General features: G+C 40.3%; 14 protein-coding genes. 9 read left to right on the top strand and 5 right to left on the bottom strand.

Features of this window, described 5'->3' with window-relative positions; genetic code table 11:
• The first annotated feature begins 65 nt into the window (after positions 1-65).
• The 8 genes from R2R35_RS04135 to R2R35_RS04170 all read left to right on the top strand — a co-directional run bounded on the left by R2R35_RS04135 (position 66) and on the right by R2R35_RS04170 (position 9,107).
• On the top strand, positions 66-299 hold the full coding sequence (locus R2R35_RS04135) for an alpha/beta fold hydrolase (RefSeq protein WP_317733230.1): 234 nt from the start codon (positions 66-68) through the stop codon (positions 297-299).
• A complete protein-coding gene (locus tag R2R35_RS04140) occupies positions 272-724 on the top strand; it encodes an alpha/beta fold hydrolase (protein ID WP_317733231.1) in 453 nt (150 codons plus the stop codon). The genes R2R35_RS04135 and R2R35_RS04140 overlap by 28 nt, the downstream gene beginning before the upstream one ends.
• A 17-nt stretch (positions 725-741) precedes the next feature.
• The gene (locus R2R35_RS04145; RefSeq protein ID WP_317733232.1) at positions 742-1,431 is read left to right on the top strand and encodes a Crp/Fnr family transcriptional regulator; all 690 of its coding nucleotides are present in this window, start codon (positions 742-744) and stop codon (positions 1,429-1,431) included.
• Between the two features lie 68 nt (positions 1,432-1,499).
• Complete coding sequence (gene asrA / locus R2R35_RS04150; RefSeq protein WP_317733233.1) at positions 1,500-2,519, top strand: anaerobic sulfite reductase subunit AsrA; 1,020 nt, start codon at positions 1,500-1,502, stop codon at positions 2,517-2,519.
• A complete protein-coding gene (asrB, locus tag R2R35_RS04155; RefSeq protein WP_317733234.1) occupies positions 2,512-3,339 on the top strand; it encodes an anaerobic sulfite reductase subunit AsrB in 828 nt (275 codons plus the stop codon). The genes asrA and asrB overlap by 8 nt, the downstream gene beginning before the upstream one ends.
• Positions 3,340-3,349: 10 nt before the next feature.
• Positions 3,350-4,312 (top strand): sulfite reductase subunit C, encoded by a 963-nt coding sequence (gene asrC / locus R2R35_RS04160; protein ID WP_317733235.1) that lies wholly within the window; start codon positions 3,350-3,352, stop codon positions 4,310-4,312.
• A 147-nt stretch (positions 4,313-4,459) separates the two neighbouring features.
• On the top strand, positions 4,460-5,227 hold the full coding sequence (locus R2R35_RS04165; RefSeq protein ID WP_317733236.1) for a formate/nitrite transporter family protein: 768 nt from the start codon (positions 4,460-4,462) through the stop codon (positions 5,225-5,227).
• Positions 5,228-6,128: 901 nt separating this feature from the next.
• Positions 6,129-9,107, top strand: coding sequence for a X2-like carbohydrate binding domain-containing protein (locus R2R35_RS04170; RefSeq protein WP_317733237.1), 2,979 nt, complete (start codon positions 6,129-6,131; stop codon positions 9,105-9,107).
• A 188-nt stretch (positions 9,108-9,295) separates the two neighbouring features.
• Here the strand turns inward: R2R35_RS04170 and R2R35_RS04175 are convergent, their stop codons facing one another.
• The 5 genes from R2R35_RS04175 to R2R35_RS04195 all read right to left on the bottom strand — a co-directional run bounded on the left by R2R35_RS04175 (position 9,296) and on the right by R2R35_RS04195 (position 15,219).
• Complete coding sequence (locus tag R2R35_RS04175) at positions 9,296-10,681, bottom strand: diguanylate cyclase (RefSeq protein WP_317733238.1); 1,386 nt, start codon at positions 10,679-10,681, stop codon at positions 9,296-9,298.
• Positions 10,682-11,266: 585 nt separating this feature from the next.
• Positions 11,267-11,470 carry a DUF1858 domain-containing protein gene (locus R2R35_RS04180; protein WP_317733239.1) on the bottom strand — a complete coding sequence of 68 codons (204 nt, stop codon included), beginning with the start codon at positions 11,468-11,470 and terminating at the stop codon, positions 11,267-11,269.
• Between the two features lie 64 nt (positions 11,471-11,534).
• Entirely contained in the window at positions 11,535-13,913 is a 2,379-nt protein-coding gene (lon, locus tag R2R35_RS04185; protein WP_317733240.1) for an endopeptidase La, read from the bottom strand.
• A gap of 102 nt (positions 13,914-14,015) precedes the next feature.
• Entirely contained in the window at positions 14,016-14,582 is a 567-nt protein-coding gene (locus tag R2R35_RS04190; protein WP_317733241.1) for a TetR/AcrR family transcriptional regulator, read from the bottom strand.
• Positions 14,583-14,727: 145 nt separating this feature from the next.
• Positions 14,728-15,219 (bottom strand): GNAT family N-acetyltransferase, encoded by a 492-nt coding sequence (locus R2R35_RS04195; RefSeq protein WP_317733242.1) that lies wholly within the window; start codon positions 15,217-15,219, stop codon positions 14,728-14,730.
• 431 nt (positions 15,220-15,650) lie between these two features.
• Here R2R35_RS04195 and R2R35_RS04200 point away from each other — a divergent pair, with 431 nt between their 5' ends.
• On the top strand, positions 15,651-15,854 hold the full coding sequence (locus R2R35_RS04200; RefSeq protein ID WP_033165712.1) for a cold-shock protein: 204 nt from the start codon (positions 15,651-15,653) through the stop codon (positions 15,852-15,854).
• The last annotated feature ends 132 nt before the right edge of the window (positions 15,855-15,986 follow it).

Below are 15,986 nucleotides of genomic sequence, written 5' to 3' on the forward strand. Positions count from 1 at the left end.
CAAACAAATGAATGATAACGTAACTACACCAGCTATAATACGAGAAAAAGATCAAGGAGAAACCTATGCTGCTCGCTATTAATGATACCACGATATTCTATGAACAAACCGGTTCCGGTGCTCCTCTGCTACTGCTCCATGGAAATGGCGGAGACCACTTTATGTTTGACAGTCTGACAAGTAAATTAAAGGAACATTTTACCGTCTATGGCATAGACACAGCCGCAATCATGGTCAGAGTGCTAAGACTGAGGATTATACCTATGAAACCATGGCTGAGGATATTTATCACTTCATAGAAGCTTTGTCCCTTAAAAAAGCAAATATCATCGGCTTCAGCGATGGTGCCATTATCAGTCTGATATTAGCCATTAAACACAGTGAAGTAATAGAAAAAATGGCACTTCTAGGCGTTAATCTGAAACCCGAGGATTTTACGGAGGAAAATTATCAGCATCTGAAGGAAGCTTACGAAACAACAAGTGATCCCTTATGTAAAATGATGTTTGAACAGCCAAATATTGAACTTGAGGAGGTTAAGAACGTAGCGGTTCCCACCCTAATACTGGCCGGGGAACAGGATCTCTTTAAAGCCGAGTCTTTCCAGCTTCTCAAGGATGCCATGCCCAATGCCACGTTAAAGGTTATGAAAGGTCATGGACATGATAGCTATATAACAAATAAGGCTATACTTTACCCGGACTTTAAGGAATTTTTTCTATAAGCAAAGGAGGTGAGTATTTGACTTCCATTCAGGAAGCACTGAATACAGCCGACGTGTTAAAGCAAGCTTCCAAGACCAGTTTAACAGCCATTGCAGCCTTCTCTTCTATTATAAGAGCTGATAAAGGCAAACATCTTTTTCGAGATAAGGAAGAAGTTAAGAATCTGTATATCCTAGTTCAGGGAAGGGCTTCATTATATAAACTAAACAGCCTGGGCGAAAAGAAGGTTATCTTTGTTTATGGAGCGGGAAGTTTGTTAAATGAGGTTATGCTGCAAGATCTGCCGGCCTCTATTAACTGCGAACTGTTAGAAAATTCACTGGTTCTGTCTATCCCCCTTCAGAAGTTCTTCCACGTAATGGAGAAGGATCCAGCACTTTTAAAAGCAGTCTTTGATTCTATGGCTCTTAAGATCAGAAGATTGTACCGGCAATTAAAAAATACCACCAACGATCTGTCAGGAGAAAAACGTCTTGCTGCCAAACTTTATAAGCTCTCAAAGGATTGTGGTATAAAAGAGGCTGATGGCATAAGAATCGATATGAATTTAACAATAACCTTTCTGGCGGAAATGTTAGGCTCAAAACGTGAAACTGTATCCAGACAAATGAAAAGACTGGTAGAGATGGGATTGGTTGTAACAAATAAAACCGGATTTCTGATACCGGATCAAAAAAAGTTAAGCGAATATTTTAAAACACCGTGATTTGTATCACGGTGTTTTTTCTATGCCTGTGATATATTTAACAATATAAAAAGGAAGGAAGGTGAATCATGGGATATCTGCTTAACGAAAATAATTTTAACGATGTGATACAGGAATGGCAGAAAGATTATCTGATTTATGCACCGAAGAAAATGCTCGGTGAAGGCATGTATTCAGATACAGACATTACACGTTATGCTGCTATTAATGATATCAGTGAAATCGAATGGGAAAAAAAATCTGATTTTTCCTTTAAGGAAGTACTTCTACCTTTGTCTGAAACTTTATTTTATTACACAGAAGGGACTGTAAAAGAAGCAGAGGCAAATCGTAAATCGGGAGCTGTCATCTTTCTTCGAAGCTGTGATCTTCATGCAGTGAAGCGCCTGGATGAGATTTATTTAAGGAACGGATACGAAGATTTCTATTATCAGAGGCTTAGAGCCAATGTAAGATTTCTTGTAATAGGATGCAGTGCTACATATGATAATTGCTTCTGTGTTAGTATGGGAACAAATCATATTGATTCCTATGATGCCGGTCTGACAATAAACGATGGCCTCTTTCATATCAACAGCCATTGGGAGGAAATGAATCCGCTGTTCTCCCGCTGTTCACAAAAAGAAGCGGAAGTTGTCATCCCTTTTGTAACCAGTAATCAGATAAATGTAAAAGTACCCGAGAATTTAAGTATTGCAGTAAATAGTGCCAGTCTTTGGAAGGAATACGACAGCCGCTGCATTAACTGTGGCAGATGTAATTTTGTCTGTCCTACCTGTACCTGCTTTACCATGCAGGATATCTTCTATACGGATAACGGGAAAGCAGGTGAACGCAGGCGGGTGCATGCTTCCTGCATGGTTGACGGTTATACGGATATGGCCGGCGGTGGTTCTTACCGTAAAAAGAACGGAGACAGAATGCGTTTTAAGGTAATGCATAAGGTCTATGACTACAAAAAAAGGAATGGATATCACATGTGTGTTGGCTGTGGCAGATGCGATGATGTCTGTCCGGAATACATCTCATTCTCCCATTGCGTGAACCGTCTGGAGGATGCCATGAAGGAGGTAACCGGCAATGAGTAAGAATGAATATACCCCTTTTCTTTCGGAAATCCTGGAGGTTAAGAAACATACGGAGCTAGAATATACTTTTCGTCTGTCTTTTAACGGAGACGTACGTCCCGGACAATTTTTCGAGGTTTCCCTTCCAAAGTTCGGCGAAGCACCAATTTCTGTCAGCGGTATGGGTGACGGATATGTGGAGCTTACGATCCGTAAGGTGGGTAAAGTAACCAATGAGATTTTTGAATTGTATAAAGGGAATACCTTAATGATGAGAGGGCCTTATGGTAACGGCTTTGATGTGGAGGATTATAAGGACAAGGAACTGATTATTATTGCAGGCGGTACGGGAGTTTCTCCGGTACGTGGTGTAATTGAATATTTTCACAAAAACCGTACTCAGGTCAAGGATATGACTGTTATAACCGGATTTAAGTCACCTTCATTTGTACTTTTCCAGGAGGATCTCAAAAACTGGAATGATAATATGAAGCTTATTCTGACAGTTGATAAAGAAGATGACACCCCTTCTGATGTCTGTGAAAACACAAAAGAATTACCCGCTTATCAGGTTGGACTGGTTACTCAGTATATTCCTGCAATTAAGGTTAAATCAAAGACAGATACGGCAATCCTTGTAGTAGGTCCTCCCATGATGATGCGTTTTACTGTGCAGGGTCTGTTAAAGGAAGGTTATCCGGAAGAAAATATCTGGATTTCCCATGAGAGAAAAATGTGCTGCGGAATCGGTAAATGCGGCCACTGTAAAATAGATGATGTTTATGTGTGCCTGGACGGCCCGGTATTTCCCTATACCAAAGGACGTCTTCTGGTGGATTAGGAGGTAAAGTATGGATATCAATACCAAGAGCTTAAAGAAAAATGCTTTCCGCGTCACCAAGGAAAGAGGAATTACCGCCTCCAGAATCCGTGTTCCCGGAGGACATATGGATGCAAAATATTTAGCAGTTATCCAAAAGATTGCAGAGGAATACGGAAATGGCAGTCTTCATATAACGGTCAGACAGGGTTTTGAAATACCAGGTATTAAATACGAAGATATGCCGGAGGTCAATACGCTTTTGCAGCCCTTAATCGAAGGTCTTTTAATCAACCAGGAAAAAAAAGGAAAAGGTTACGAAGCCTCCGGTACCAGAAATATCGTTGCCTGCGTGGGAAACAGAGTCTGTCCTTATGGCTGCTATGATACCTCCGCTTTTGCCCTGAAGATTGAAAAGGCTGTATTTCCTCATGATCTGCATTTTAAGATTGCTCTTACAGGCTGTCCAAACGATTGTGCCAAAGTACGTATGCATGATTTCGGTATTCTTGGAATGACTGAGCCTCAGTACGATAAGGACCGTTGTATCAGCTGCGGAGCCTGTGTGAAAGCCTGCAAGAAAAAATCCGTAGGTGCTCTCTCCTTCGTTAATTATAAAGTTGAGAGAAATCACGAAAAATGTATCGGCTGCGGTGAATGTGTTATTCAATGCCCCACCAGAGCCTGGACCAGAAGTCAGGAGAAATATTACCGTCTGACCTTACTGGGCAGAACCGGAAAGAAGAATCCCAGGTTAGGGGAAGATTTCATCAAATGGGTGGATGAAGAAAGTATTATAAAGATTATACTTAACACCTATGCTTATGTAGAGAAATACATCGGCAAGGAGGCTCCGGGAAGAAAAGAACATATTGGCTATATTGTTGACCGAACAGGCTTTGAAGAATTTAAAAAGTGGGCGTTAAAAGAGGTGAGCCTGCCAAAGCAGGCATGTGTCAGTCAGACAATCTATTGGAAGGGTATTGTTTATTAAAATACAAAAATTAAGTGCGTAATCTTTTGCTGCCAGTATGAATATCTGATTTCCTTTTGCAGCTCTGAGAAGGGATGATAAATAATTTGAATAAATATGCTGAACACAATAATTAACGAAACATTAAAAGAAGGGATTGGATAAAAAATGTATAATGAAGAAGTAGAGGCCTTTGGAAATGCCTCACAGGGGAAAATCAAACTTTTATATGGAAATCCATTGGGGTACTTTGTCTCCTCTATGCTTGCCGGTATTTATGTAGGCTTTGGTATCCTGCTGATTTTTTCCATCGGAGGGATGCTGGTGGACCAGCCTTATGTTAAGATCATAATGGGCATTTCTTTTGGTATTGCCTTAAGCCTTGTAATCATTGCAGGTTCAGAACTTTTTACCGGAAACAATATGGTTATGGCTCTTGGATTCTTTCAAAAAAAAGTTAAATTAAAAGATACTTTGCTCCTGTGGCTGGTATGCTTTATTGGAAATCTGGTTGGCGCCATTTTGATAGCTTTCCTCTTCTGGCAGTCAGGACTTGCAAAAGGCGCTGTTGGGGAATTTATTATTCAGGCTTCCCAAACCAAGATGGAGCTTTCTCCCCGGATTCTCTTTACCCGTGGTATATTGTGTAATGCCTTGGTCTGTCTGGCGGTTTGGTGCAGCGTTCGCTGTAAATCTGAAAGCGGAAAACTTATTATGGTTTTCTGGTGCCTTTTTGCCTTTATCACCTCCGGATATGAGCACAGTGTAGCCAATATGACCTTATTAACTGCCGGTTTATTTGCAGATACCAGCGGTGCTCTGACCATTGGTGGTTATGTTCATAATCTTCTTTATGTAACCCTTGGCAATATGGTGGGTGGCATACTTCTTGTTGCATTACCTTATTACCTGATTTCCAAACACAAAATCAACTAATTCTGATAAAAGCATTTTCAGACGATAATAAAAATGCCAGAGTTCCTGATCCTTTGAATATTAACTTGCATGTCAGCACTCTTACACCTGGATTTTCAGGGGTAAGAGTGCTATTTTAATCATGTTTACACCGCAGGATACTTTACCGTCTGCTTGTCCAGAGACGATAGCTTGCATGTCTTTAAAAATACTCTGGTATTCTCTCAACTGTCATGTTATAATAATATTTGTACCATAATTTTACATATTTATCATGAACAGGCTAAGGTGTGGTGTGTCTGAAAACTGCTTGTACCAAGCTGGAGGTTCACTTTGCGGGAGGCAAATTTGCCCAAAACAGCAAGACCCAATTTGGGGGACTAAGTGGTGTTACTTTTCTCAAATTACAACGCAGGTACTGCAAAGTGGGTTATTCAAATCGGCAATGTGCTTCCGACGCACCCTTGTTATATGTAATACAGTAGCTATATTATTCGTTTAATTACAAGCAACAACTTTAATTATGTCTCAACTAATCTCGACTCTGGACACTCATTTAAATCTGACTCTATAAATCGATATACTGATTTTGCTTCATTTACTTATTTCTCATTACTCAATTATTCCATCCCAGCTGGGTTATCAAAATTTTCAAACATCTTCTTTTGGAAATCAATAAATAAAATTATTTAACTCTTATTGGACTCAATTTCATTTCATAATACAGTAAACTTTAACAGCCTGCAGTTTTTCATACCATGAAGAAAGGAGGTTTCAAAACAGACGACTTGTTCAGACATCCTGTAATCGGGGTTTTACCGGTGACCGAACAGCGGGGACGGCGGTATGTTATGGGCTGGAGCATACACTTTGCTTATCCTTGCGCAGTAAATAAACCTATAAAGAAGGGAAGGTATAAATAATGAAAAAACGTCTTTTATTTTTATGTACGCTCATTGCATTCATGTTTCTGCTGTTGTCATCAGGACAAGCAGTTTCAGCAGCAGATTCACAATATCCCGGTTTTCGGGTAGAGGGTCGTTTTCTCTATGACAATCAGGGGGAAAAAGTAATCCTGTATGGTATTAATAAGATGATTGTCTGGACGGATAAGGATGGTATTCCCTCCTATTCCGAAATAGCAAAGACAGGCGCAAACAGTGTTCGAATCGTATGGTCTCTGGAAGACACTGCGGAAGAGCTGGATCTCGCTATCCGAAATTGCCGTACTGAAAATATGATTCCTATTATAGAACTTCACGATGCTACTGGTGACTGGTCAAAACTTTCTGCCCTGGTGGATTACTGGACAAGACCTGATATCGTTGCTGTAATTCAGAAGCATCAGGAATATCTTCTGGTCAATATTGGGAATGAAGTGGGTCAGCAGGTATCAGAAGCAGATTTTAAAGCAGGATACAAAACCGCTGTTAACAGAATGCGAACCGCCGGTATCCACGTTCCTCTGGTTATCGATGCCAGCAGCTACGGACAGGACATTAACATTCTGCAAAGCTGCGGCCCCTACCTGGTAGCGGAAGATCCGGATCATAACCTTATGTTTTCTGTCCACATGTGGTGGCCGAAAGCCTGGGGCTATACGGATCAGCGAGTAATCGATGAACTTCAGGAATCCGTAGCCTTAGACCTGCCTCTCCTCGTCGGAGAATTCGGTCATATATGGGACGAAACAGAAGCCGGAAAGATTCCTTATCAGACTATCCTTGAGTATTGCTACAAATATCAGATAGGTTATCTTCCCTGGGAATTCGGACCAGGTAATAATCCCCAGACCTTTTTGGATATGTCAACAGATGGTACCTACGATACCCTTCACGGCTGGGGTCTGGAGGTTGCAGTAACAAGTCCCTACAGCATCCAGAATATCGCTGAAAGACCGGTATCCATGCTCTCCAACCTTCCGGCTCTTATACCTGCAGAGCCTCTTCCTGCCGGCAATCTGGCTCTGAACAGAACCGTTACAGCATCTTCTTTAGAGAGCAGTCTCTACTCCGGTAATAATATTACGGACGGTAGTCGTGATACCAGATGGGCTTCCGGCCTCTCAGACCCCAACTGGGTATCCATAGATCTGGGCTCCGTTAAGGACATAAACCGGGTTCTTATTTGTTGGGAGGCGGCTTATGCCACTCAGTATAAAATACAGGTCTCTACGGATGGCACCACCTGGTCTGACGTCTACACCCAATACGGTGGAAAAGGACGTACGGAGGATATCAGTCTGACTGCCACCGGACGGTATGTAAGAATTTATTGCATGCAACGATATAATAACAGCTGGCCTTATTCTATTTATGAAGTAGGTATCTACGGTGCAGAATCCGCTTTAAGTGCTTCCATAAGTCCTGCTACTGCCGTTTTTGATAAGAATCCCGGGAAACAGGAGGATATTTCCATAACTCTGAATCCCAAAGCCAATACCTTAACAGCGGTAAAAAATAACGGAAGCAATTTACAAGCTGGCATTGATTATGTTGTGACGGGAACTGCTTTGCTCCTAAAAAAGGAATATCTGGCTGCTCAGCCCGTAGGTATATACCGTTTGACTCTGGACTATAATGGTGGTGTAGACCCGGTTCTTGCCGTAGCCATTGGCGATACTACGCCAAGTCCTTATATCAGGCCAGGAAGAGTCGACTATAATAAGACCGCCGGCAGTCAGTCAGATGTTGTGGTTACCCTCTCTAATGCAGGCTCCTTAAACAGTATTAAGAATGGAGCAAGCTTTTTAACAGCAGGAACCGATTATAGCCTTTCCGGTAATCAGGTAACCATAAAGAAAGAATACTTAAACCGCCAAAGTCTTGGTATCACCCGATTGACTTTTGACTATAACGCCAAATACAATCCTGTTTTGAAAGTAAATATAAGCGATACCTCGCCAAGCTCTGTCATAACACCTGTAACCGCAGCCTTTGAAAAACGCCTGCCGGCAGATATCACCATCCATATGACTTTGAATGGTAATTCCCTTACCTCTATTTTAAATAACACGGTTGTCCTGACAGCAGGAACCGACTATATCCTCACCGGTACAACCATAACCCTTAAAAAGGAATATCTTAGTACTTTACCCACAGGAACAACGGCTCTCTCTTTCGTTTTTAGTGCCGGCGCACCACAGCGCCTTACCCTGTCGGTAACAGATACCGTACCAAATTCTGCTATATCACCAGACAGAACTGTGTTTGACAAGGAATCCCCTGCCGATATCCCCATCACCCTGACCCTCAATGGCAACTCATTCCTTGGTATTTATAATGGAACAGCCCTTCTGATAGCCGGAAGCGATTATACCTTATCAGGCACAACAGTTATCCTGAAGAAGGAATATCTCTCTTCACTTTCAGAAGGAACGATACGATTACTCTTTGATTTTAGTGCAGGCAAAGATTCAGAACTTGTAATTACAGGTACTTCCGTAGCTTCCGGCCTTTCAGTGACCTTTTTCAACGGCACCAAAACTGCTCAGGCCAACACCCTTTCCCTGCGTCTAAAATTAACCAATACCGGCAGTGAAGCAATTAATCTGTCCGCTGTCACGCTGCGTTATTACTATACGAAGGATGGCAGCCAGCCCCAGTCTTTCTGGTGCGATTGGTCTAATGTGGGAAGCAGCAACGTAACCGGCAATTTTATCCCATTGACTGTCCCTACGACAAGCGCTGATAATTATCTGGAAATTGGATTCACCTCTGCTGCCGGGAGTCTGGCTGTAAATCAAAGTATTGAGATACAGATACGGGTTGCCAAAGCTGACTGGTCCAACTATACCCAGACCAATGACTACTCATTTCTTGAAAGCGCCGACAGTTATGTCTCTTGGGAAAAAATAACAACCTATGTAGCCGGTATGTTAAGTTCCGGCATTGAACCATAGTATTACATTATTAATCATAGAATGCCGGATTTATCTCCTGCAGTAAGCTTAAAGAGTTTTATTCCAGAAATATATAGAATAAACTTCCGTATTTAAGCTTATTTACTTCTGATAAATCCGGCATTATAATTTACAGACAGGCTAGGTTGTGGTTCGAACCTTAAGAAGCCTGCTTGCAGCATTTATGTTCATAGCAGGTTAGCCTGATTTCGCCCTTTTGCTTTTGATAAATACAGCGCCTGGTCAGCTCTCTTTAGAATATCCATACAATCTGAATCCGTCTTTTGAAAGAAGGAAATACCAATTGATATCGTTGATGTTATTACCGTTTCTCCTAAAGATATCTCTAAGTCTGAGATAACTGATAAAATACTCTGGGCGAAAACAAGCGCATTTTTCTTCTGCAGACCATTAACTATTATGATAAATTCGTCTCCGCCCCAGCGTATAATTTTGTCCGAGCTTCTGATGATACCGCTGATTGCCTTCACGATTTCTACCAGCACAAGATCCCCCGTCGCATGTCCGTATTCGTCATTGATTCCTTTAAAATGATCAATATCAAACATCATAATGACAGGGTCTGCTTCACATTTCAGGTACGTCTTATAGGCTTTATTGATATCTATTGTACCGCTTCTGCGATTACCTGCCCTTGTAAGAATGTCCTGATTCATTTCCGATTCCATTTGCTTACTGGTGTTATGGTAGCGTATTTTTTCTATTAAGGTTACGATACAATAACAAATAAACAATATAATAACAAAGACTAGCAGCAGTACCAGCATGAGCCTGGATACAAGCCTAATGCTCTGCTGATTCATCAGATCAATATCCTCCTGGATATCATCCAGATACATCCCCATTGCAATAACCCAGTCAAAGTCTTTGTATAACTTGGCGTAAGTCAGCTTCTCTGATATTTTGTCACTTTCCAGTTCCTTAAAATAATAAGTAAAGAACAGCTCTCCATTTTTATTGATTCCCTGCAGTTCTGTTTTATAGGGAAAGTTTCCACTCATATCTTTTGTATTGGTAGAAAGATATGTTCCTTCTGTCTCCGGAAGGTTCGGATGAACAATCCGGATTGCATAATTATCACCACCGGCATAATTGATTATCTCATTAACCCATACATAAGAATTATCACCGAACCTGGTACTTCTTATTATGTCTGAAACCTCAGCTTTTACCAGCTGATCAGAATATTCTTTGCTGATACCAAGGAATATGATTTCTTCACCGTGAGTCACTAAACGATAGGTAGCCATTTCAGGTACTACCTCCTTTAATGTATCCTCCCAGTTGTTCTTTGACAGGTTCAAAGGATCATATATGGCTTTCTTCTCCCCTGTATCCCATAGAATTACCTGTACGAAATCATAATCCGGGTTTCCATTAAAAAAACTGATAATGAATTGACTGAATTCAGCTTCAGAAAGCTCTGACTTCAGCTTGAGGACCGCTGCTGTTCTGGTCATGAACTTTTCCAGATAATCAACTTTCGTTTTCCTTCTGACTTCAATTTCCGATATAATGTTATTAACAGTGTCTTTGAGAATATCTTTTTTCATATTATAAACAGTTTCCTGGGTCTTGCTGATATAAATATTGCTGATTTTATCCAATGAGAATAGATAAAACCCTATCAGTACACCGCAAAGAATACTTAAAATTGCTAAAGTAAATAAAGTATATCTACGTTTGATAATACACGCCTCCAATTACCTGTGTTTACAGTCAAAAAAGAGGTCACAAATTACCACGTACCCTCATCCAGACATATTTGCTTTTCTTATTTTTACGTTATTTTTACAGTATGTACTCTATTATAGACTAATGTACCATTGGGAAGCAAGCTTAAACTATTACATATTCAAAGCAAAGATAACATTCCATACTTCTGTCGGTTTTCTGATACGCTTTCCACTATTTAAACAGTATGTTAAAGGATAAATATAATAAAATGCTATTTTAAAATAATTCCTATTATAAAAAGAGGATGTCACCAGTTATCTATTCTTAGAAGCAGTTGTCAACGAATACGGAATCGTTAAATTCAATATTCTAAAAATAACATCCTGCTTAAGAAATTTCTGGGACACCCTCTATTATAGCGATACTTAATTTGTCGTCTGTGAAAGCAGACGTACGACCAATTACTTATTCATATGATCATTTAACTGGTTTACCAGTTCATCTACCTCTACACCGTGTACGGCACAAGCATCTTCCAGACTTTCAGCAGAAGAAGCAGGACACCCCAGACAATGCATACCCATTTCGAAAAAATAAGGAGCAGTGGTATTATCTGCATTTAATACTTCACCAATCAATGTATCCTTTGTTACCTGTAATTTCATATTAACCTCTATTCTTGCGCACGCTCTTTGCGCATACCAAGTTTGTGGTGCGCATGCACAAACTTTATACTTCCATTGTTAATCCGCCCATAATCTGCTGACTGAATACATGTTCAATCCTGGGCAGTGAGATTTCCAGAGTTTCTCTTAATACATCCTCAATGGTTTCGACCGGGATTACAGTAAGCTGTTTCTTTACTTCCTCGGGAACCTCCTTTAAGTCTATCACATTGTCTTTTGGAATGAGGACTTTATTGATACCGGCTCTCTGAGCGCCTAGCAGTTTTTCCTTCAGTCCGCCAATAGGAAGCACTGCTCCTCTTAAAGTGATCTCTCCGGTCATGGCAATCTTTGGATCAACCTTTTTACCGGTAACCAGAGAAGCCAATGCGGTAAACAAGGCAATACCTGCTGATGGTCCGTCTTTTGGCACTGCTCCGGAAGGAACATGAATATGCAGATCTCTTTCTTTAAAGTTCACGGAATTTAGCGGCAGCCTGGATTTTAATAAGCTTAAGGAAATTCTTGCGGATTCTTTCATGACATCCCCAAGCTTTCCGGTTAACATTACAGCTCCGCCTCCCGGCATGTCCGTAGCTTCAATAAAGAGAATCTCACCGCCGACCGGTGTCCAGGCAAGTCCGGTTACAACTCCCGGCGGATTGTCCTGCTGCGCTCTGTCATGCCTTGATACCTGTCTGCCCAGTAATTCTTCCAATGCATCTGCATTTATCTGATATGGGGTTTCAACTTTGTTGGATACAATCTTCTCAGAGGTAATCCTTGCAAGTGCTGCCAGCTGCTTCTTCAAACCTCTCACTCCGGCTTCCAGTGTATAATCATTGATAATCTTCTGAAGAACTTCATCCTCCATTACCAGATGCTCCTCTGTCAAACCATGTTCCTCTAATACAGCAGGAAGCAGATAATTCTTAGCAATATGGAATTTCTCTTCCATGGTATAGCTGGATACTTGTATTACTTCCATTCTGTCCAGCAAAGGTCCGGGAATACTTTCCAGAGAGTTTGCTGTGGCTATAAAAAATACATCGGACAAATCATATGGAAGATCCATGTAGTGGTCGGTAAAAGTATTGTTTTGTTCAGGGTCAAGAACCTCTAACAAGGCACTGGCAGGATCTCCGCTATAACCACCGGCTACCAGCTTGTCTACTTCGTCAAGAACCATGACCGGGTTGTTGGAACCTTCTTTTCTTATGCTTTGAATAATTCTTCCGGGCATTGCACCAACGTAAGTTCTGCGGTGACCTCTGATTTCAGCTTCATCCCTGATACCGCCAAGGCTTAGGCGGATGTACTTTCTGTCAAGGGCCTCTGCAATGCTCTTACCAAGACTTGTCTTACCGGTTCCGGGGGGGCCAACCAGTAAAAGAATGGATCCACGTTTATCATTTTTCAGCTTCATAACTGCCAGATGCTGAATGATTCTGTCTTTTACCTTATTAAGACCATAATGCTGCTCGTCCAGTATCTGTCTGGCCCTCTCAAGGTTAATGGGTTTTGCCTCCGCCTTTCTCCAGGGGAGTGAAATCAGAAGCTCAAGATAGTTACGGATTACGTTATATTCTGAACTGTTAGGTCCTTGGGCTTCTAACTTGTCCAATTCTTCTAAAGCTGTATTTTCAATGTCCGCCGGCATGGCTGCCTCTTTTATCCTTGCAAGGAAATCCTTATCTTTCTGACTGCCTCTGTCTTTGCCTTCATTTAGCTCATCCTGAATAACTTTAAGCTGTTCCCGGAGCACAGACTCTCTGTAATACTTATTGGCTTTTTCTGAGAACTTCTCTGAAATCTGTAGTTGAAGTTCAATGGCTTCTTTCTGTTTTAACAGGTGGTCCATATACCTTAAGCTTCTGGCCTTTAAAGATTCTATTTCCAGTAATTCATACTTCTCATCGTTTGAGATAGACATATATTGGCTAAGATATACCATAAGGGTATTTAAGTCCTTAAACTCATCCACAATACGGCTGTATTGCTCACCCCCCTGGAACTTAGCACTGATTTCCCTGATTACCTTTTTCAGGTAATCAAGCATTTCCTCTTTGCTCTTATCATCCAGATCTATAATTTCAGGACTGAGTTCGTACTCCCCATGAACCAGACCATTTAGAAAATGCAATTCTCTGATTTCTACCCTGTCTTCTATCTTAACAGTAAGCATAAGGCCTCTTTCTGTCTTCTCCAGTTCCTTCACCTGAAAAGTTAATCCGGTACGATAGAAATCCTCTTCTTTTAATGCTTTCTGTCCAAAATTCTGTTTTAGCGGCAGGATTATTTTTGTGATATCCTCATTATTCAAATATCTTAATTGCAGCTCATCGGGTGTTTTTATATGCACCTTCGTTTCAACTCCCGGTAATAAGACTGAATTGGAAACAGGAAAGACAACTCCCTGGTTATTGTTATAATTATCTGACATACTATCATCCTTTCCTTTGGTATAAATGAATATTCATTTATTTATACTGTGAAATAATTGCGAGATCCCTTTGTCTATTCAACAAAATTATCTCGCTTGAATTTATTGTATCAATATTGCTTCCTGTATGATTTGAATCATCTCCTTTAGCAAATCCGCTCTTTCAGCTTCACTTTTATGATTATCCGCTGCTATTGCCTTGACCGGATAGAAAATTATCGCCAGTAAATTATCATCACTGTAATTTTTTATAACCTGCTTCTGCTTCATTTCATTCATAAGACTGTGAATGTTACAGATTTTCTTCCTCCTGGAACAGCCATTGGCCAGGGAGGGACAGTTGGAGAACTGCTCCACAAAACTGAAAACCTCTCTATTCTCCAAAATATAATTGTAGTAGCTTCTGATAAGTACTTCCAGCAACTGTTGTCCGGTCATTTTGATGTCTACCCTGTCAAGCAGATAATCAAAGATTTCTTCCGAATATTCCGTGTAAATGTCCTGCAGCATATTTTCTTTGTTTTCAAAATATATATAAACTGTTGCCGGCGAAACCCCCGCCAATTTCGCGATTTTTGAGATGGAAGCACCATGAAAGCCTTCTTGAAGAATCAGTTTAATAACTGCATCTTTTATGCTTCTCTCTTTCTCATCGTCTTTTTTTCTCATGATATCACCTCAACATGGTTTTATAATAAACGATCATTCATTTATTGTCAATACTTTTTTCATTCCCTTTACTATTGTACTCTAAATAGATGTTTACGGCAACTCTTATAGGGGGGGACTGCATGGCAACTTCGTTTTTAACCTATTATCGCTTCATTTCTTTTCTTAATTGAAAGGAGCCTGCTTCTAAATCCTTGGGGTTCTCGATTCTCACACAATGAAAACCACATTTATTAATATAGAAATTATGATTTCTTCTGCTAAAGATAGGTGTCTCCGTACTCCAGCTCAAGGTGTCCGGATACATCTCTTCAACCATCTGCCATACCTTTGTACCAACCCCTTTATTCTCTTCCGCTGCATCGAGAAAAATTGTTCCAAGGAAATGATGCTTATCGGTTTTAATCCACAGAACAATACCACCTATCAGCTCCTCATCCCTATAGATTTTAAAGGCAGTAGAATCCGGGTGAAGTCCCCATTTTCTTAAAAAACTGCCATCATCATATCCTTCCGGACCACCTTCCTCGTTGTTTGTATGCATCTTGCTGTCTTCATCAAAAGCTCTTTTTGCAATTCTTGTCAATTCATCAATATCCTGACTCTCCATTGGTCTAAATGTAATATTTCCTGCCATACATAAAATCCTCCCATTTTCATTTTTTTACACTTAAAACTTACTCTTAATTACTTGCCTCATGTCTACAGCAGAAGTATACTCTTTGACGTCGCGTCAAAGTCAATATGCATTTCTTACTTTTACAGCTGTTGATTGGATTACCAAAGCCTGCCTAGGCATATCGATTTGTGATGTCAGCACCAAGCATGTTGCCTAAAACAACAATGCATGGGTGTAACGAAATGAAACCGTAAGTAAAAATTTATTTTTTTTATGATTAAGTATTGACACCTGATAATATTCATGATATTATATCAATGTTATTTTAGATGCAAATTTGATTCACATATTTATGTAAGTCATTAAACATTTAATGGTTTGCACAAATATGTGATTTTTTATTTTCACCCAAAATATTCACAATTTAATTTTATTAGGAGGTATCTTTCATGAACAAAGGTACAGTAAAATGGTTTAACGCACAAAAAGGTTTTGGATTTATCACAAACAGTGAGAACGGTGAAGATGTATTCGTACATTTCAGCGGAATCGTTTCTAATGGTTTTAAGACTTTAGAAGAAAATCAGAATGTAACTTTTGAAATTACTAACGGACCTCGTGGTTTACAGGCTGTTAACGTAGAAATAGCTTAAGTTTCAATTCGTTATACCAATAAGAACCCCGGACTTTCTTAAGAACGTCCGGGGTTCTTATTTTATTATTGCTGCAACCATGATGAACTTCATAATCCGTTTTTATCTTTTTCCGCTTGTATGAACGAAACT

It is taken from the genome of Anaerocolumna sp. AGMB13020 (assembly GCF_033100115.1).
Lineage (GTDB): Bacteria > Bacillota > Clostridia > Lachnospirales > Lachnospiraceae > Anaerocolumna.

Bases quoted from the DNA above. Each gene is read 5' to 3' on its own strand.
- R2R35_RS04135 (WP_317733230.1), top strand. From the start codon at position 66: ATGCTGCTCGCTATTAATGATACCACGATATTCTATGAACAAACCGGT.
- R2R35_RS04140 (WP_317733231.1), top strand. From the start codon at position 272: ATGGCTGAGGATATTTATCACTTCATAGAAGCTTTGTCCCTTAAAAAA.
- asrA (WP_317733233.1), top strand. From the start codon at position 1,500: ATGGGATATCTGCTTAACGAAAATAATTTTAACGATGTGATACAGGAA.
- asrB (WP_317733234.1), top strand. From the start codon at position 2,512: ATGAGTAAGAATGAATATACCCCTTTTCTTTCGGAAATCCTGGAGGTT.
- asrC (WP_317733235.1), top strand. From the start codon at position 3,350: ATGGATATCAATACCAAGAGCTTAAAGAAAAATGCTTTCCGCGTCACC.
- R2R35_RS04165 (WP_317733236.1), top strand. From the start codon at position 4,460: ATGTATAATGAAGAAGTAGAGGCCTTTGGAAATGCCTCACAGGGGAAA.
- R2R35_RS04170 (WP_317733237.1), top strand. From the start codon at position 6,129: ATGAAAAAACGTCTTTTATTTTTATGTACGCTCATTGCATTCATGTTT.
- R2R35_RS04175 (WP_317733238.1), bottom strand. From the start codon at position 10,681: ATGAAAAAAGATATTCTCAAAGACACTGTTAATAACATTATATCGGAA.
- R2R35_RS04180 (WP_317733239.1), bottom strand. From the start codon at position 11,470: ATGAAATTACAGGTAACAAAGGATACATTGATTGGTGAAGTATTAAAT.
- lon (WP_317733240.1), bottom strand. From the start codon at position 13,913: ATGTCAGATAATTATAACAATAACCAGGGAGTTGTCTTTCCTGTTTCC.
- R2R35_RS04190 (WP_317733241.1), bottom strand. From the start codon at position 14,582: ATGAGAAAAAAAGACGATGAGAAAGAGAGAAGCATAAAAGATGCAGTT.
- R2R35_RS04195 (WP_317733242.1), bottom strand. From the start codon at position 15,219: ATGGCAGGAAATATTACATTTAGACCAATGGAGAGTCAGGATATTGAT.
- R2R35_RS04200 (WP_033165712.1), top strand. From the start codon at position 15,651: ATGAACAAAGGTACAGTAAAATGGTTTAACGCACAAAAAGGTTTTGGA.